Consider the following 17,938-nt stretch of genomic DNA (forward strand, 5'->3'; position numbering starts at 1 on the left):
GCGGGAAGTCCTCTGCGGCCTGATGCAACTGATACTTTTGCACAGCGCAGCGTAATTCTACGGACACTGGAATACCTTTATTCCCACAGCAACAACATAGCCGAAGCAAAGTCCTTAGTCCGCATAAGACTAATAGGAAATTTCTGAAATTTTAGGAGGTAAATTTCACAAAAAAGCCCGAGCATATTCTCGGGCTTTGCAGGAGGGAGCTGAAAATGCTGTCAGGCGTCGGGCAGTTCCAGTACTACACGGCCACCACACGGGCACTCGTCCATATGCCGGTGAGCGTCGACGACACGCTCGAACGGGTAGACCTGGATGATTTGCGGCAGCAACTGGCGGTCAGCGGTGAACTGGTTGATATCCCGCAGCGCCCGGTGCAAGGCGACCTGGTCCTGGGTGATGCCCAACTCCGGCTTGCCGGTGAAGTTGCTGATGCAGTGGACAAAGAACTGGATGTTCTTCTGGAACGCCGCGCAGGCCGGGAATGGCGTCTGGTTGCCACCCTGCAGGCCGTACAGAACCAGGCTTCCGCGCGGTGCGAGGACATCGCCGAGCAGCGACATCTGCGGCCCGCCGAGCCCGTCCAGGACCATGTCGACCCCACGGTTGTCGGTGTACTTGTTGATCTGCATGAGCAGATCCTGCTCCTCGGTGACGATCACCTTGTCGGCGCCCAGCTTGAGCAGCGGCTCGCGCTGTTCGGCGTCGCGGGTGGCAGCAATCACCTTCAGACCCAGGGCCTTGCCCAGTTGCACGAACGAAGGGCCGGCGCAGTGGCTGGCATCAGTGACCAGCGCAGTCTGCCCGGCCTTGGCACGGGCCAGATCGACGTAGGCGAAATAGGCCATCAGCAGCGGCGTGTAGTGCACGCTGGCTTCGATGGGGGTCAGGATATCGGGGTAGCGGGTCAGCGCCAGCCGCGGCAGAACGATGATTTCGCCGTAGACCGGGTGATCGTTGGGGCTGCTGGCCGGGAAGCTGGCGACCTTGTCGCCCACCGCCAGGTCATCGACACCTTCGCCCACCGCCGTCACCACGCCCGCCATCTCATGGCCGATGCCGACCGGCAGACGCGCCTGGGACGGCGCCAGATTCTGCCGCCAGAGCACGTCATACCAACTGACGCCGATCGCCTGGACACGAATCTGCACTTCCCCGGCAGCCGGTGCGGGTGTTGGTTGCTCTTCGATCTTGAGCACCTCGGCCGGACCGAACTTGTGGAAACGGATCATGCGGGACATCGCAAACCTCGCCTAGTGAACCTCTAATGCCCTGAACTCTATCGGGGCTTTCACGGTTAGACCATCAGTGGTCATTAATAGTCGACATGCTTGTCATCGATTGGGCTCATGCCGGGCTGCTTGCCGTACACTGGCACACAGCCACAATTTACGGTGCAGGGTAACAGCCTTTGCTCGTAAGATTCACCCCTTGCCCCGAACCGCCAGCGAAGCGAAGCCGATGAACCGTAACGACCTGCGCCGCGTCGATCTCAATCTGCTGATCGTCTTCGAGACCCTGATGCACGAACGCAGCGTCACCCGGGCTGCGGAAAAACTCTTCCTCGGCCAGCCGGCGATCAGCGCCGCGCTGTCGCGGCTGCGCACCCTGTTCGATGACCCGCTGTTCGTCCGCACCGGACGTGCCATGGAGCCTTCGGCGCGGGCAACGGAGATCTTCGCCCTGCTCTCGCCGGCACTGGACTCCATCTCCACCGCCGTCAGCCGCGCGGCCGACTTCGATCCGGCGACCAGCACCAACGTGTTCCGCATCGGCCTGTCGGACGACGCCGAATTCGCCCTGCTGCCACTGCTGCTCAAGCGCGTCCGTGCCGAGGCGCCGGGCGTCGTGCTGGTGGTGCGTCGGGTGAATTACCTGTTGATGCCGACCCTGCTCGCCTCCGGCGAAATCTCCGTCGGCGTCAGCTACACCGCCGACCTGCCGGCCAACGCCAAACGCAAGGTGCTGCGACGCAGCAAGCCGAAACTGCTGCGGGCCGACAGCGTGCCCGGCTCGCTGAGCCTTGATGATTTCTGCAAACGGCCCCATGCACTGGTGTCCTTCGCCGGCGACCTCAGCGGCTTCATCGATGAAGAACTGCAAAAGCTTGGCCGCGAACGCCACGTGGTGTTGGCGGTGCCACAGTTCAATGGCCTGGGCAGCCTGCTTACCGGCACCGACATCGTCGCCACCGTCCCCGACTACACCGCCGACATCCTCACCGCCGCCGGCGGCCTGCGCGCCGAAGAACTGCCGCTGGAGGCGCGGACCTTCGAACTGCATATGGCTTGGCGCGGAGCGCAGGACAATGATCCGGGGGAGAAGTGGTTGCGGTCGAGGATTCAGATGTTTTTTGGGGATCCGGATAGCTTGTAATAGACTTCCACTGAATTCCAAAAAACCCATTAAGAACATAAAGTTACAGCAACAATAAGTCCAAGGCCGTCTGTCCAATCCCACCGGTTTCCAGAGCTCATGGGGGCATAATTGGGGGCAAATTTCGATTGTTATAAAAACGGTGCCCCCACCGATGGCCCTAGGCTCTGTACGAAATCCCGAGAAACCCAATCGGCGCTCCTCGGAAGCTGAAGTTTTGTAGAGTTTCCAGCCATCTACGGAAAGGAATCCTATGATGGCTAAGCATTACGAACTCTCGGATGAGGCCTGGGCTGTGGTTACTGATCTCTTCACCGAAACCCATGGCCGGGGGCGGCCCCGCCTGAGCGACCGCCTGATGCTCGATGGCGTGCTCTGGGTGCTCTGCTCAGGTGCCGCGTGGAGAGCTAAATCACAAATGGAGTGCCGACCCGTTCAGCACAGCACCATCTACTGAAGGAACGCGCACACGCAGTGCAATCAGCAGCGCGGCCAGCAGCATCAGCACGGCCGCCGCCACGAATACGCCTGCGCTGCCACCGAGGCTGAACATTGCCCCACCAGCGGCAGCGCCCGTGGCGATGGCCGACTGCACAGACGCTACCACCATGCCCCCGGCGCTTTCCGCCTGGTCAGGAACCGCGCTGGCGACCCAGTTCGACCACGCCACCGGCACACCCCCAAAGGCCAGGCCCCAGACCGCCAGCAGAACGGCCTGCCCTGGCACCGACGCCGGCAACAGGACCAGCGCCAGTGCCGCAACGCCCACCAGCGCAGGCATCAACACCAGGGTGGCCAACGGGTGGCGGGTAAGCATCCACCCGGCCACCAATGTGCCGACAAAGTTCGCCACACCAAAACCCAGCAACATCAACGACAGCCCCTGTGGGCCAATGCCGGTCGTACCTTCGAGGAATGGCCGAACATACGTGAACATCGCGAAGTGGCCGCTGTGCACCAGCACACAACCGAACATCCCCATTGCAATGCCTGGCCGCTGCAACACCTCAAGCACCGTGCGCAGGCGTGCCGGCTGACGCGGCGCAAGGCTCGGCAGCGTGAGTGACTGGAAAACCAGGGTCGCCACCCCCACCACCGCCGCTGCAAAGAACGCGCTGCGCCAGCCATAAAGCCCGCCCAGATAACTGCCCAGCGGGACCGCAACCACCGTCCCGATGGCGATGCCGCTGAAAATGATCGAGAGCGCTCGCGGCAACAAAGCCCCCGGCACCAGGCGCATCGCCACCGCCGCCGCCATGCTCCAAAACCCGCCAAGCGCGATGCCCAACAAGATGCGCATCAACAACAGCACCGCGAAACTGGAGGAAACGGCGACCAACAGATTGGAAGCGATCATCAACGTGGAAAAACCCAGCAACACCCAGCGGCGATCGATACTGCGAGTCAGGCCTGGCACCAACAGGCCGGCGAACAGCGCCACCACGGCTGTCACCGTGACCGCTTGGCCAGCCAGCGCTTCGGATACCCCCAACTCGGTCGCCATCGGCGTCAACAGGCTGGCCGGAAGGTACTCAGCGGTCAGCAAGCCAAACACGCCCATGGCCAACGAGAATACGGCCATCCACGCGGGGGTTGCAGGTTCTGCATCCGGCCCGGCGCCGGAACGGCTGTCGGGTACGGCATTGCATACAAGGTCAGTCATTGCACGGATCTCCCAATCTTCAAGTGCGACCCGCAGTCTAGGCGCGAGAATTCGGATGATCTATGATCGAAAAGCTCAACTTTTTGACCAAAACACCTGAACAATGCCGACAGACCCATTTGCCCTCTCTTCCGATCTCATCAACGAGCTGTTGCGCGGCATGCGCCTGCGCGGTGTCGAGTACCGGCGTATCCAGGCGGGCCCGGCCTTCGGCTTGGGCTTCGCTGCCAAACCCGGGCATGCCTGGTTCCACTTCCTAGCGTTCGGCAACACGGTGCTGCGCATGGAAGACGGGACAACCTATGCGCTGTCCGCCGGTAACGCCGTCTTCATCGCCCATGGCGCGGCCCATCAATTGCTCTCGCATACGCACGTGCCCGTGCAGGACATCGACCTTCTGGACGGTGAGCCTCTCGGCGACACCGTCAGCGCGGTGGACACCGGAACCGATGCCGGCCCCATGCCGGCCACGCTTTTGTTCAGTGGATGCATGGAATTCGAATTGGGCAGCCTCCATGGCCTTGGCAAGCTGATGCCGGGCCTGATGCTGATTGATGCCGGTGGCCAGCGTTACCCCGGGCTGGTGCCTATTCTCACCACCATGGAGCGCGAGGTCAGCGCCGCACGCGTTGGCTTCGCCGGTATCCTCGCGCGATTGGCCGACGTGGTCGCCGCCATGGTCGTTCGAGGTTGGGTCGAATGCGCCTGCGGCAACGCCTCCGGCCTGGTTGCCGCCCTGCGCGATCCGCGGCTGGCAGGTGCACTTCTGGCGCTGCATCAACAACCGGGCCGCGACTGGACCGTCGAGCAGTTGGCGGAGCAATGCAATGCGTCCCGCTCGGTCTTTGCGGAGCGTTTTCAATTGACGATCGGCATGACCCCGCTGCGCTACGTCACCGAAGTGCGAATGCGGCTTGCCAGCCAGTGGCTGACGCTGGAAAGGATGCCAATTGAAGAGGTCGCGCAGCGTTTGGGCTATACGTCTCAGGCGGCGTTCAGTCGGGCGTTCAAGCGTGTTACGGGCAAGACGCCTGGGTTGAGTCGGAGGTTGAGGCCGTCGGCTGCCACCTGAAGCTGAGTGGAATTATTAGTGGATGGGCCACAATGGGCGGCATTGGCATTATTCAAGGTAAACGAATGGCAACGGACGACGGCCAGCCAAGTGACGTCGAAGCCATCACCCGCCAACTGGTTGACGGTGTCCAGCACCGCCTTGTGCTCCAGCCGGCTGGAGATGATGTGTCGTCGCTGCCCTGCCGACGCGGCGACGCCCTTGAGGGCGAGGTTGTTGGATTCGGTTGCACCGGAGGTCCACACCACCGCCCCGGTGCCTTTATGGCGACCTAACCGTGCAGGAAGCGGTCAGTTTCTCGGTACAGCACATCGGCAGGGATCGCATGGTCTGCACCGGGTACCACAACCAGTCGGGCGCCCGGCAGGTGCTCGGCGATGATCTTCGATTGCACCGGATCGCAGATCCAGTCTTCAGCGCCGCAGATCACCAGCGCCGGGCATTTGACCCGAGCCAGTTGCTCAACCACATCAAACGCATGCCATACCTCGGGCTCGTACAGGTCGTTGTGCACTTTCGCCCGGTAGATGCCGGTGCGGCTGCGTTCGAGCAGGCCGTCCAGATCCGGGGCGACGCCGTCCGGCACGTACATCGGCGCCAGGGCGAACATGATCAGGCGGAACTCTTCGTCGTCCACAAGCGTGGGCGTGAAGATTTTCTGCAACATGGCTTCGGTGGCCATCGGCGCTTTCTTCGCCGCCCGTGCCTTGAGGTTGGCGGTGGCCTCCACCTCGTGCCGATAGCTCGGCGCGGTGCCGCGCAGGATCAGGTGCGACAGATGTTGCGGATACCGCACCGCATACGCCTGGGCAATAAAGCCGCCGAACGAGCCGCCCTGCAGGATCAGCTTGCGCCCGCCGCCGAGGGTCACGCGCAGTTGCTCGATGTCTTCGACAATCTGATCGAAGGTGAACGGCGGCGTCACGCTCGAATGGCCGTGGCCGCGCATGTCGAAGCCGATGACTTTGTAGCGGTCGCCAAACGCGGCGTGGGCGGCGAATACGCCGTCGTGCTGGCCTTGACCGCGACCGCCGTGGAGAACGATCAGTGGCTGTTCATTGGTTTCACCGGCGATCGAGTAGTTGAGGGTCGCGCCGTTGATGACGATGGATTGGTTACGCTTGATGTCCGGCATGTGCCTCGCCTTGCGGTTGTCGGGTTGGCCGGCACGCGCCAGCAGCGGCGCCAATGCGGCGCCCGCGGTGAGTGTGCCGAGGGTCTGGAGCACGGTTCTTCTGTGCATCGATGGTCCCTCAGAAGTTGTAGGCAAGGCGCGTGTACCAGTAGCCGCCACCAAAGCCGAACGGCGAGATGTAGCCGTATTGGCCCAGCCCGGTGCTGCTGGTGATGCCGTTCTTGTCGGGGACCACGTCGAACAGGTTGTTGGCCCCCACTTCCAGCGACACGCCGTTGCTGAAGTCGTAACCGACGTTCAGGTCGGTGATCCATTTGGCGCCGAAGGTACGGTCGGTGTCCTGGGTCGAGCCCGGCTGGGTCACTTCGCCAAAACGGGTCACCCGCAGGTTGCTGCGCCACTGGCCGACACGCCAGTCGGCACCGAGGATGATCTTGTCGCGCGGGTTGCCGCGCAGCAGGTAGCCCTGGGCCGAGTGGCCGAAAACGCCGCTGCCCGACGGCGTGGTGATGTCGTCCTTGATGCTTTCGATCTTGGTCTCGTTGTGGTTGAGCGCGGCGCTCCAGCGCACCTGGCCGAACTGGCCGTAGTCGGCGCGGTAGTCGGTCAGCAGGTCGACGCCACGGGTGCGGGTATCGACAGCGTTGGTGTAGAACTGCGCGCCGTTGAAATCACGCAGGCCGTAGGACTCCATCACCGCGACGACATCGCGGCCGGTGAGGATGTCGGACAGCACCAGGCGGTCGTCGATATTGATCTGGTAGACGTCCAGGGTGGTGGTCATCTGCGGCAGCGGCTGCCAGGTGAAACCGACGCTGAAGTTCTGCGATTTCTCCGGTTTCAGCGCCTTGGCGCCGAGTGCCTGGCCCACCGCCGAATCAGGCGCGAGGTGCTTGTAGTAGTACTGGGTGTAGCCGTTGGTGGTGGCCTGGTAGGAACTCACCGAACTCTGCTGGTAGACGCTCTGCGCCAGCGATGGCGCGCGGAAGCCGTTGCTCACGGTCGCGCGCAGGGCGAACTCGGGGGTGAAGTCGTAGCGGGTGGTCAGCTTGCCGTTGGTGGTGCTGCCGGCCGAGTCGTCATAGCGCTCGTGCCGCAGGGCCACCGCGGTGTAGAGCTTGTCGGTGGGATAAAAGCCGACATCGACGTAGCCCGCGTAGACATTGCGGTCGGCCTGGCCGGCATCGTCAGGGCTGACGCCACGCACGCTCGACGAGGTGTTGGGCTCCTGACCGGCGAAGGGACCGCTGGTGTAGACGTAGTCGCCGCGCGCCCAAGACAGGTACTCGCCCTGCCCCAGTTTCCAGTCTTCGAAGCGGTGCTCGACGCCGAACGACACTTGGGTCGGCTTGGCCAGGCCGATGTCGAACGCTTGGGTGAAATCGAGGTTATTGACCCACTGCTTGAACGTCTGGCTGCCCATGTAGAACGTGGTCGGGCTCTCGGGGCCGAAGCTGGCGTTGAGGTTGCGTGAGGTGGTCAGGCGAATGTAGTCGCGGCTGTAGCTGGTACTCAGGTCGGTGTTCCAGCCGGCCAGTTCGCCACGGGCGCCGAACACCACCTGGAAGTCGTCCTCGTCCAGCGGCCGTTTGGCCGAGGCGCCATCCGGGTAGATCTCGGTGATGTTGCCGTTGGCGGTGGCCTGGCGGAAGTTGGCGTGCTTGTAGCCGTCGCGGTGGCTCAGGGTCGAGAACGAATACAGCGAAGTGACATCGGACAGCGGCAACTCGGCGTTGTAGGCGAAGTTGGTGATCTTGCTCTCGGGGTTGCCGTAGCCTTCGTTGACCACCTCGTAGGCCTTGGGCACACGGGTCACGCCATTGGCCGCGAAGCCTTCGCGGACCACCGGTTCGGCCCGGGTGAAGCGGTCCTGGTTGCGGTTTTCCAGGGCCAGGTGGACGAAGCCGTCGTTGGGCAGGGCAAAGCCGTGGCTGACGCTTTCCTGGCGGGTGGAGCCATCGCCCAGGTAGTTCTGGCCGTAGCTAGCCGAGGCCTGTCCGCCGCTGTCTTCCTGCTTGAGGATGATGTTGATCACCCCGGCGATGGCGTCCGAGCCGTATTGCGCGGCAGCGCCGTCCCGCAGGACTTCGATGCGTTCGATCAGGTTGGTCGGAATCAAGTCGAGGTCGGCCGGGGTCGAGCCGCTGCTGGTCCAGGAGCCGCTCTGCAGCAGGCCGCTGTTGTGGCGGCGCTTGCCGTTGACCAGCACCAGCACCTGGTCGGCGTTGAGCCCGCGCAGGCCGGCGGCGCGGATCACGCCGCTGGCACCGGCGCCGCTCATGGCCGGCAGGTTGTAGGACGGCAGCAGTGCGTTCAGGGTTTCCATCAGGCCGTCGCGGCCCACGGTCTTGAGCTGCGCGGCGGGGATCACGTCGATCGGTGCCGGGCTGCTGATGACGGTGCGCTGTTCGCCCCGGGTGCCGGTGACGGTCACGGTTTCCAGCGCCGGATCGGTGGCAGTGGCCGCCAGGGCGCTCTCGCTGAGCAGCCCGACGCTGGCGAAGATGCACAAGGCAAGCGGTGAGTAAGGATGAGGGGTGCGGCTAAATGTTGGCATCGTTATAGGGCATCCAGTGGTACTGAAGTGGATACCGCGTACCGTGGTCGGCTGACGGCGTGTGCGCCTCTGGCGCACGTGGGTTTTTGGGGTTTTGGGTTCGGCAAGGCGGAACGGGTCTGCTGCTCAGGTATCCAGTCCATAGATGTCGCGGGCGGCGGCGGGCGAGATCCGCTCTTCGCGCAGGTCCTGGAGCACCTTTTCCCGTGCGCGCTGCCTCGGGTCGCCGACACCGCCGCCACCGGAGGTGATCGCGGCCGCGGTCTGGCCCGGCTGCAAGGTGCCGGTGCGGTTGCGCAGCGCGGCGACGCCAGCGCCCAGTTCGATCCGCGAGGTGCTGCCCGGCAAGCCACCGACAAGGCCCCACGGTGGCACGCGGTTGTGTGGCCCGCCGAGGTTGACGGTGGCGACATGATCGACCGGCGAAACGACCCGGCGGATGGCCATGCCACCGCGAAATTCGCCGGCGCCGCCGGAGTCCTGGACAAGTTCGTAAGCGTGGATCATCAGCGGGTGCTCGCTCTCCAGCGCCTCGACCGGGATGTTCGCCGAGTTGGTGCCATGCACGTGCACGCCGTCGATACCGTCTTGGGCAAAGCGTGCGCCGAGGCCACCGCCCATGCTCTCGTTGTAGACATTGAACTGGCCAGTGCGCGGGTGAACGCCGCTCATGGTCAGCACCGTGACCCCGGTGGACCCGGCCAGCACCCGCTCGGGGATGGCCTGGGCCAGGGCCGCGAAGAGCATGTCGGTCAGGCGCTGGGCAATATCGTGACGGCTGTACACCGCCGCTGGCGGCGCGGCGTTGACGATCGAGCCATAAGGCGCGCTGATGCGGATCGGTCGATGCAGACCGGCGTTGGCCGGCGTGTCGCTGTCGATCAGGGTCTTGACCACGTAATACACCACCGCTCGCAGCACCGTGGCGACCATGTTCAGCCCCGAGCGGGTCTGCGGCGGGCAGCCGTCGAAATCGAAGAGGATCTCCTCCCCCGTCACTTCGATGGCCACTTTGAGGGTGAGGATGTCCGGCCACAGGCTGGTATCGAAGTCGTGCTCGAACACATAGCGGCCGTCCGGGATCGCGGCAATCCCGGCGCGGGTCTTGCGCTCGCTGTAGTCGAGCAGCAGCGTGCTGGCCTCGGCCACGGTGGCGGCGCCGTAGCGCTCGCAGAGTGCCTGGACCCGCTCCACGCCGAGTTTGTTCGAGGCCATCTGCGCGCTGAGGTCGTTGATACGCTCGTGCGGCACCTGGCAGTTGAGCAGAATCAGGTCGAGGACATCCTGCTGCACCTGGCGCTCGCGGTAGAGCTTGATCGGCGGGATGCGCAGGCCTTCCTGATAAATATGGGCATGCCCACGGTCGACGAAATCGGAGTGGTGCGCCAGGTTGGCGACCCAGGCGAACAGCCGGCCTTCGACGAACACCGGCTCCAGCAGGACGATGTCATTGAGGTGAGTGCCGCCGCCGGTGTGGGCATCGTTGCCGATGAACACATCACCGGCGCGCACCGCACTGAGGTCGGCGCGCTTGAGGGTTTCAGCGACGATGCCCAGCAGCGAGCCGAGGTGCAGCGGGATCTGTTCGGCCTGGGCGATGATCAGGCCCTCGGTGTCGAAAATCGCCGCGGAGCAGTCGCGCCGCTCCTTGATGTTGGCCGAGTAGGCGGCGCGGATGATCGCCTCGCCCATCTGCTCGACGATGGTTGACAAGGCGCAGCCAATCACCTCGACGGTGATCGGATCGACCTTGCGGGCGACGGGGGTAACGGGCGGTGCGCTCATTCGCCTTGCTCCTCGATCAGGATGTTCAGATAGCGGTCCACCGTGGCCCGCTGGCCCTCCAGCACCAGGGTCGTGCTGTCCATCTGTTCGATGATCGCCGGCCCGTTGAGCGAGTGCCCGGCACCCAGCCGCTCGCGGTCATAAATCGGTGTGGCAACGAAGCCGCGAACCTGCGGATACCAGACCTCGCGCTGGCCCACCCGGGCCTCGGCGACGTCGCCCGAAGCCAATGGCTGCTCGACCAGCACCGCCTTGTCGACCTTGCCGGTCGCTTCGACGCGCATGGCGATCACATGGATCGGCTCGTTGGCGGCGTCGAAGCCGTAGATCTGCCGGTGCTCCAGTTCGAAGGCCTGGCGCACCCGCGCCAGCCAGTCCGCGGCAATCGGCCCCGGCGGGCTTTCGATCAACAGTTCATGGGCCTGACCGGCATAGCGCGCATCGACAAAGCGCTTGACCTGACGCGCCTCGACGGCGATCGCCTCCTGCTCGAACCAGTCGCAGGCCTGTTGCTCCAGGCCGTCGAAGCCCTGTTCCAACGCGGCGCCCCCGGCCTCGTCCAGGCGCAGCAGGCAGCCCTTGGCGAAATGGGTGCGGGCGTCGCTGAGCAACAGGCCCATGGCGCAGAGAATGCCCGGGTTGCGCGGCACCAGAACCCGGCGGATCTCCAGCTCGCGGGCCAGGCGCGCGGCGTGGAGCGGTCCGGCGCCGCCGAATGCCATCAGCACAAAGTCACGCGGGTCGTGGCCGCGCTCGATGGAAATCACCCGGATTGCCTTGGCCATGTTGGCCGTGACCACCGACAGAATGCCCTGGGCCGTTTCGAACAGGTCCATGCCCAGCGACTGCGCGAGGCGGTCGATGGCCTCGACGGCCTGGCCCCGGTTGATCGGCATGCGTCCGCCCAGCAGGTGCGTCGGGTTGAGCACCTGCAACACCACATTGGCGTCGGTGACGGTCGGCTCCAGGTTGCCCTGGCCGTAGCAGACCGGCCCCGGCCAGGCACCGGCGCTAGCCGGGCCGACCTTGAGCAGGCCACCGGCATCGACCCGGGCGATGGAGCCGCCACCGGCGCCAACGGCGTGAATATCCAGTTGCGGCACTTTCAGCGGGTGACCGTGGACGCTGGCGCGGGTCGACAGCGACGCGGCGCCGTTGCGGGTCAGGGACACGTCGCTGGAGGTGCCGCCCATGTCGAAGGTGATGATGTCGCCGATCCCCGCAGCCCGCGCCACTTCGACCGCGCCCACGACTCCGGCTGCCGGCCCGGACAGCACCGTCTTGACCGGGTACTGCGCGGCATGGCTGGCGGAGATGATGCCGCCGTTGCTCTGGGTCAGGCGCGGCGCCGCGGCAACGCCCAACGCGGCCAGCCGCGGTTGCAGGCGGCCCAGGTAATCGCGCATCACAGGGCCGAGGGCGGCGTTCACCAGGGTGGTGGAAAAGCGTTCGAACTCGCGGTACTCGGCCGCGACCTGATGCGAGGTGCTGACGAACACGTTCGGCAGGCGCTCTTCGAGGATCTTCGCGACCGTCGCTTCATGCTCCGGCGCCAGATGGGAAAACAGGAAGCCCACCGCCACCGCTTCCACACCCGCCGCCTCAAGTTGCGCGACGCGCTCCAGCACCTGACGCGGGTTCAGCGCCTTGGCCACCGAGCCGTCGAAACGCACCCGCTCGTCCAGCTCCAGGCGCAGGTCGCGGGAGGCCAGCGGGGTCACCTTGCGCACTTGCAGGTCGTACAGCGTCGGCCGGGTCTGGCGGCCAATTTCCACCACATCGCGAAAGCCCGCAGTGGTCAGCAAAGCGGTGCGCGCAGTGCGGCCTTCAATCAGGGCGTTGGTCGCGACCGTGGTGCCGTGGCCGACGTAGGCCACGTCGCCGGCGGGCTGGCCGCTCACCTGCAACACCTCGCGAATGCCGGCGACGATGGCCTCCGACGGGTCGGCGTTACTGCTGCTGATTTTCCAGACTTGCAGGGTGCCGCTGGCCGGATCGTAGAGGCAGATGTCGGTGAAGGTGCCGCCGGTGTCCACGCCTATTCGCAGGCCCCGGGCGGGTAGCGCGTTGCGCTTTTCAGTCATTCCCGCCTCTCCCGTTAAAATTCTCTTTTGACATGATTGAACGCCATGAATGCTTAATCCGAATACTAAAGAGCAAAGTGAAGGTTCACCAATGGTTTAATCGCATATCGTTATATCGGGTTCAGGAGCCGGAATCGGCGGATTTGGCAGCCTCTGCGGGCTGCATGTCGTAGGCGCGGACCCAGTCATCTGAGCGGGCCTGCCACTGGATGCGCGGCGAGGCGCCATAGGTGAACGGCTGCTCGTAGAGATACAGCACCGGCGCCTGCTCGCACAGGTGGGCGGTGGCCTCCTGGTAAGTGGCGCGGCGTGTCGCTTCATCGAGAACGCTGCGCCCGGCGGCGAGCAGGCGGTCGAGCCTCGCGTCGCGGTAATAGGCGTAGATGCTGTCGCTTTGCAGCAGCGACAGCACGCCGTCGGCATCGAGGCTGGGCCAGGCGTAGGCAAGCAAGGCCAGGTCGCCGAGCTTCTGCGCCTTGAGGTAGCGGTTGATCCAGGTGGAAAAGTCGTACTGCACCAGCTCGATATCCAGGCCGACATCCTGCAATTGCGAGGCGATCACCTGGGTCACCTCGTCGCCTTGCAGGTAAGTGTTGGCCGGTACTTCCAGACGCAAGCGGGTGCCTGCGGCGACACCCGCTTCGGCGAGCAGGCGCCGGGCCTTCGCCGGATCGTAGGGATAGGCCCGCAGGTCCGCGTTGTAGCCGAAGTAGACCGGCGTAAGCAGTTGGCAAGCGCTGACTGCCGCCTGGCCATCGAACAGCGCCGAGGTCATGCCTTGCTTGTCAATTGCGTAATTGAGCGCCTGTCGCACCCGCACATCGTTCAACGGCGGGCGCAGCGTATTGAGTTTGATGAACACCAAGCGAGTGCCCGGCGCACTGACGCCGGCCAGCGCCCTGCCGCTGCCCTGGATACGCCGCACCTCGCTCAGCGGGATGGCGTTGATCCAGTCGACCTCGCCGGCCAGCAGCGCCGACACCCGCGCCGAGGCATCCGGCAGGCTGTGCAGGCGCACCTCGTCGAAGGCCGGGCGCGGCTGCCAGGACTGCTCGTTACGCACCAGCGTCAGCACATCGCCCTGTTGTCGCGAGGCGATCCGGTACGGACCGCTGGGCATCACCTCGCGGGCGGGATCGTGGCTGGCGGTCCAGCGCGGCGGCAGCATGAACAGCATCGACAGTTGCGCCGGCAACGTCGGAAACGCGCCGTCGGTGACGATCACCAGGGTGTGCGGCCCTTCGGCATGGGCGCTGGCGATCTGCCGGAACCACGGCGCGATGCGCGACTTGGTCGCGGGATCACGCACCCGGTTCAGGTTCCACACCACGGCCTCGGCATCCAGCGGCTCGCCGTTGGCGAAGCGCGCCTGCGGCGCGAGGTCGAATTCCCAGCGGGTCGGCTCCAGGTTGCGCCAGCGCAAGGCCAGCGACGGCTGCAGGCGCAGGTCCGGCCCGCGCAGGATCAGCGCGTTGTACAGGTGACTGGCCACGCTCAGGTCGGTGGCGATGGTCGCGGACATGTGCGGGTCGAAGGTATTCACCTCGCCATTCAGGGCGATATCGACATGGCTGTCGGCCTGGGCCGGCAGCGCCAGGGCAATCAGCAGGGCAAGCAAGGCACGCATGGCTTATCCGAGAACATAGTGGTCAGGCCCCACCAGACGCAGGCTCGCGTCGTCGCCGATGGGGTGTTGTTGCGGGTCGAAGTACAACCGCTGGCGGGCCCGCTCGATGCGCGGGTCGGGCACCGGCACGGCGGACAGCAGCGCCTGGGTATAAGGGTGGCGCGGGTCGCTGAACAGTTGTGCGGTGGGCGCCAGTTCGACGATCCGCCCCTCGCGCATCACCGCCACCCGCTGACTGACATGGCGGACCATGCTCAGGTCATGGCTGATGAACAGGTAAGTGACGCCCAGTTCCTGTTGCAGGTCCATCAGCAGGTTGATGATCTGTGCCTGGATCGACACGTCCAGCGCGGTGATCGGCTCGTCGGCGACGATCAGTTTCGGTTTCAGCGCGATGGCCCGGGCGATGCACAAGCGCTGGCGCTGACCACCGGAAAACTCGCGAGCACGACGGTCGCCCATGGCCGGGTCGAGCCCGACCTTGCGCATCAGTCCGGCAACCTGGCGTTGCAGGTCATCAGCGTCAAAGAACGCCTTGTGCACCCGCAGTGGCTCGGCAACGAAATCGCCGACCGCCATGCGCGGGTCGATAGCGCTGTAGGGATCCTGGAAGATCACTTGCAGGTCCCGTCGCACCGCCCGCAAGCGCGCCGCGTCCAGGCCGTCGATGCGCTGGCCGGCGAATTCGACGCGGCCGGAGTCGGCCTGGTCCAGGCCACTGAGCAAGCGTCCGAGGGTGCTTTTGCCGGAGCCGGACTCACCCACCAGCGCCAGGGTTTCTCCCGGCATGATGTGCAGGCTGACATCCCGCACCGCAGGGGTGCTGGTCTGGCGCAGCCATCCGCCCTGGCGGAAGGTCCGCGACAGGCCTTCGGCCCGGAGCAAGGGTTGCAGGCTCATATACCGCCCTCCCGGGCAATGATCGATCGCAAGTCATACCAACTGGCTGACAGGTGCCCGGCCTCACCCTCAACCACCTGACGCAGGGGCGGCTGTTCGATGAAACAGCGCGGCGTGGCGTAGCGATTACGCGCCGCAAACGGGTCGCCCGGCCGCGCCGTGCGCAGGTCCGGCGGCTGGCCGGGGATGGCCTGCAGACGCTGGCGCTCGGGGCGCGGCAGCGAGCGCAACAGGCCCAGGGTGTAGGCGTTGCGCGGGTCGTAGAACAACGCATCGACCGGACCGCGTTCGAGGATGCGCCCGGCATACATCACCTGCACCGTGTCGGCGAGCCGGGCGACCACGCCGAGGTCGTGGGAAATCCAGATCAGGCTCAGGCCCAGTTGCGCCTTGAGCGCCATGACCAGATCGACGATCTGGGCCTGGACCGTCACGTCCAGTGCCGTGGTGGCCTCGTCGGCGATCAGCAGTTTCGGCCCGAGGGAAATCCCCATGGCAATCAGCACCCGCTGGCGCAGGCCGCCGGACAGTTGATGGGGGAACTGGCGCAGGCGCTTGTCCGCCTCGCCGATACCCACTTGGTCGAGCAACTCGCGGCAACGCTGGCGGGCCTCGCGCTCGCTCAGGCCGAGGTGATACTTCAGCGGCGCTTTCAGTTGCTGGCCGATGGTCAGCAGCGGATTGAGCGCAGTCATTGGGTCCTGGAACACGAAGCCGATATGACGGCCGCGGATCTGCGTCCACTCACGCCGGCTGAGGCCGCGCAGGTCGCGGCCCTCGAAGCGGATGCTGCCGCCCAGAATGCGCGCGGCGGGATGGTCGAGCAGGCCGGCGATGGCCAAGGCATGGACGCTTTTGCCGCTGCCGCTTTCACCGACGATACCGAGGGTTTCGCCGGCTTCGACGCGGTAGCTCAGGCGGTCGACCGCCAGCAGCATGCCCTGGGCGGTGTCGAAGCCGATGCTGAGGTTGTCGATTTCCAGCAACGCGCTCATCGCCCTCTCCCCGGTTGGTGCTGATCGAAGCGGCGCTTGAGCGCCCGGCTCAGCAGGTTGACGCTGAGCACTGCCAGCAGGATCGCCAGCCCGGGAAAGGCCACGACCCACCAGGCCTGGGCCATGTAGACCTGCCCTTCAACGAGCATCCGTCCCCAGCTTGCCAGCGGCGGCTGCACACCCAGGCCAAGAAAACTCAGCGAAGCCTCGACGATGATGACCCGCGCCACTTCCAGGGTGGCGATCACCAGGCACGCCCCGGCGATATTGGGCAGGATGTGGCGCAACAGGATGCGCCCGTCTCCCGCGCCGATGGCGTGGCTGCTGAGGATGAATTCCATGCCGCGCAACTGCATGACCTGGGCGCGGATCACCCGGGCGAAACCGGTCCAGCCGGTCAGCACCAGCACCCAGACCAGATTGCCCAGCCCCGGCCCTAACACCGCCGCCACCAGCAAAGCCAGAAGCAAGCCGGGCAGCGCCAGTTGCATGTCCACCAGGCGCATCAGCAGCGTATCTAGCCAACCGCCGACATAGCCGGCGAACATGCCGACGGTGATCCCCAGCACGCCACTCAAGCACACCGAGACCAGCGCCACGGCGAAGGTCAGCGCCGCGCCCTGGATGATCCGCCCGAGCAAGTCACGACCCAGTTGATCGGTGCCCAACCAGTGCTGCACATCGGGCGCGCGCAGGCGTTGGCCGAGATCGATATGCGCGGGGTCGACCAGCCCCTGCACGCAGAGCACGGCAAGCACCAGCAATAGCCCCGCCACCCAGACCGGGCGCAGGTTGTTCAAGGCAGCCTTCATCATCGACGCCCCCCATGGGCAATGCGTGGGTCCAGCCACTGGTTGAGCAGATCGACCAGCAGATTGATCGCCACGAACAGCACCGCCGCGACCAGCACGGCAGCCTGGATCACCGGAAAGTCCTGGCTGTTGATCGACTGCACCAGCAAGCGCCCGCTGCCCGGCCAGGAGAAAACCGTCTCCACCACCACCGCACCGCCCAGCAGTTCGCCGGCGACAATGCCGAGGAAGGTGACCACCGGCACCAGCCCGTTGCGCAGCACATGCCAGCGAAACACATGGCTCCACGGCAGGCCGGCCGCCAGTGCGGTACGCACGTGCTCGCCGTGCAGCGCCTCAAGCAGGCTGGCCTGGAGGAACCGGGCGACACTGGCGGCGATGAACGCACCCAGGGTCACCGCCGGCAGCACTAGATGGCTGGCCTTGCCGTAGCCGCCGCTGGGCAGCCAGCCGAGGTTCACCGCAAACAGCATCACCAACAGCATGCCCAGCCAGAAGCCGGGAGTGGCCTGAGCCAGCAGCACCAGCGGTTGCAGAATGAAGCGCGTCAGGCGATCGCCCCGAGTCGCCAGCGCAACCGCCGCCAGACCGCCACTCAGCACGCCGAACGCCAACGCCGAACCGCCCAGCAGCAAGGTCGCCGGCAGCCGTTCCAGCACCTGGGCGAGCGCCGGCTTGCCGCTGATAAACGACTGGCCGAAATCGCCCTCGAACACCTGGCCGAGGTAATGCAGGTATTGCTCCCAGAGCGGCAGGTCCAGCCCCAACTGGGCCCGCAGCGCATCGATCTGCGCGGCGCTGGCGCCGATGGGCAACAGCAGCGCCGACGGGTCGCCGATGAACCGGGTGATCACGAACACCAGGGTCACCGCGCCCCAGACGGCAACCAGCGCACTGGCCAGGCGATGCCACATCAGCACGTTCCTCCG

At 65.3% G+C, this 17,938-nt stretch carries 13 protein-coding genes and 2 pseudogenes; 3 read left to right on the forward strand and 12 right to left on the reverse strand.

Annotated features, from left to right (window positions below; translation table 11 throughout):
- Positions 1–221: 221 nt before the first annotated feature.
- Complete coding sequence (locus CKW37_RS07700; RefSeq protein ID WP_095155091.1) at positions 222–1,244, reverse strand: zinc-dependent alcohol dehydrogenase family protein; 1,023 nt, start codon at positions 1,242–1,244, stop codon at positions 222–224.
- A 220-nt stretch (positions 1,245–1,464) separates the two neighbouring features.
- Here CKW37_RS07700 and CKW37_RS07705 point away from each other — a divergent pair, with 220 nt between their 5' ends.
- Entirely contained in the window at positions 1,465–2,379 is a 915-nt protein-coding gene (locus CKW37_RS07705) for a LysR family transcriptional regulator (RefSeq protein ID WP_095155092.1), read from the forward strand.
- A gap of 256 nt (positions 2,380–2,635) precedes the next feature.
- Positions 2,636–2,785: pseudogene (locus CKW37_RS07710) on the forward strand (transposase); the annotation flags it as partial.
- Positions 2,786–2,791: 6 nt separating this feature from the next.
- Here the strand turns inward: CKW37_RS07710 and CKW37_RS07715 are convergent.
- Positions 2,792–4,042 (reverse strand): MFS transporter, encoded by a 1,251-nt coding sequence (locus tag CKW37_RS07715; RefSeq protein WP_095155093.1) that lies wholly within the window; start codon positions 4,040–4,042, stop codon positions 2,792–2,794.
- 103 nt (positions 4,043–4,145) lie between these two features.
- On the opposite strand from CKW37_RS07715, the gene CKW37_RS07720 reads away from it, so the two are divergent.
- Complete coding sequence (locus CKW37_RS07720) at positions 4,146–5,114, forward strand: AraC family transcriptional regulator (protein WP_095155094.1); 969 nt, start codon at positions 4,146–4,148, stop codon at positions 5,112–5,114.
- 80 nt (positions 5,115–5,194) lie between these two features.
- Here CKW37_RS07720 and CKW37_RS33160 read toward each other — a convergent pair.
- The 10 genes and pseudogenes from CKW37_RS33160 to CKW37_RS07770 form a co-directional block, all read right to left on the reverse strand.
- Positions 5,195–5,368, reverse strand: a pseudogene (locus CKW37_RS33160) (aminotransferase class V-fold PLP-dependent enzyme); the annotation flags it as partial.
- 17 nt (positions 5,369–5,385) lie between these two features.
- On the reverse strand, positions 5,386–6,357 hold the full coding sequence (locus CKW37_RS07730) for an alpha/beta fold hydrolase (protein WP_095155095.1): 972 nt from the start codon (positions 6,355–6,357) through the stop codon (positions 5,386–5,388).
- Positions 6,358–6,367: 10 nt separating this feature from the next.
- Positions 6,368–8,806: a TonB-dependent siderophore receptor gene (locus CKW37_RS07735; protein WP_095155096.1), complete on the reverse strand. Its 2,439-nt coding sequence runs from the start codon at positions 8,804–8,806 to the stop codon at positions 6,368–6,370.
- A 126-nt stretch (positions 8,807–8,932) separates the two neighbouring features.
- Entirely contained in the window at positions 8,933–10,591 is a 1,659-nt protein-coding gene (locus CKW37_RS07740) for a hydantoinase B/oxoprolinase family protein (protein ID WP_095155097.1), read from the reverse strand.
- Positions 10,588–12,675 carry a hydantoinase/oxoprolinase family protein gene (locus tag CKW37_RS07745; protein WP_095155098.1) on the reverse strand — a complete coding sequence of 696 codons (2,088 nt, stop codon included), beginning with the start codon at positions 12,673–12,675 and terminating at the stop codon, positions 10,588–10,590. The genes CKW37_RS07740 and CKW37_RS07745 overlap by 4 nt, the downstream gene beginning before the upstream one ends.
- Positions 12,676–12,796: 121 nt before the next feature.
- Positions 12,797–14,302 carry an ABC transporter substrate-binding protein gene (locus CKW37_RS07750; protein ID WP_095155099.1) on the reverse strand — a complete coding sequence of 502 codons (1,506 nt, stop codon included), beginning with the start codon at positions 14,300–14,302 and terminating at the stop codon, positions 12,797–12,799.
- A 3-nt stretch (positions 14,303–14,305) separates the two neighbouring features.
- Positions 14,306–15,202, reverse strand: coding sequence for an ATP-binding cassette domain-containing protein (locus tag CKW37_RS07755; RefSeq protein WP_095155100.1), 897 nt, complete (start codon positions 15,200–15,202; stop codon positions 14,306–14,308).
- Entirely contained in the window at positions 15,199–16,197 is a 999-nt protein-coding gene (locus CKW37_RS07760; RefSeq protein WP_095155101.1) for an ABC transporter ATP-binding protein, read from the reverse strand. The genes CKW37_RS07755 and CKW37_RS07760 overlap by 4 nt, the downstream gene beginning before the upstream one ends.
- Positions 16,194–17,012, reverse strand: coding sequence for an ABC transporter permease (locus tag CKW37_RS07765; protein ID WP_095155102.1), 819 nt, complete (start codon positions 17,010–17,012; stop codon positions 16,194–16,196). Before CKW37_RS07765 ends, CKW37_RS07760 begins: the two co-directional genes overlap by 4 nt.
- Positions 17,009–17,923 carry an ABC transporter permease gene (locus CKW37_RS07770; protein ID WP_095155103.1) on the reverse strand — a complete coding sequence of 305 codons (915 nt, stop codon included), beginning with the start codon at positions 17,921–17,923 and terminating at the stop codon, positions 17,009–17,011. The genes CKW37_RS07765 and CKW37_RS07770 overlap by 4 nt, the downstream gene beginning before the upstream one ends.
- Positions 17,924–17,938: the final 15 nt, after the last annotated feature.

This window comes from Pseudomonas sp. Irchel 3E13 (assembly GCF_900187455.1).
Classification (GTDB): domain Bacteria; phylum Pseudomonadota; class Gammaproteobacteria; order Pseudomonadales; family Pseudomonadaceae; genus Aquipseudomonas.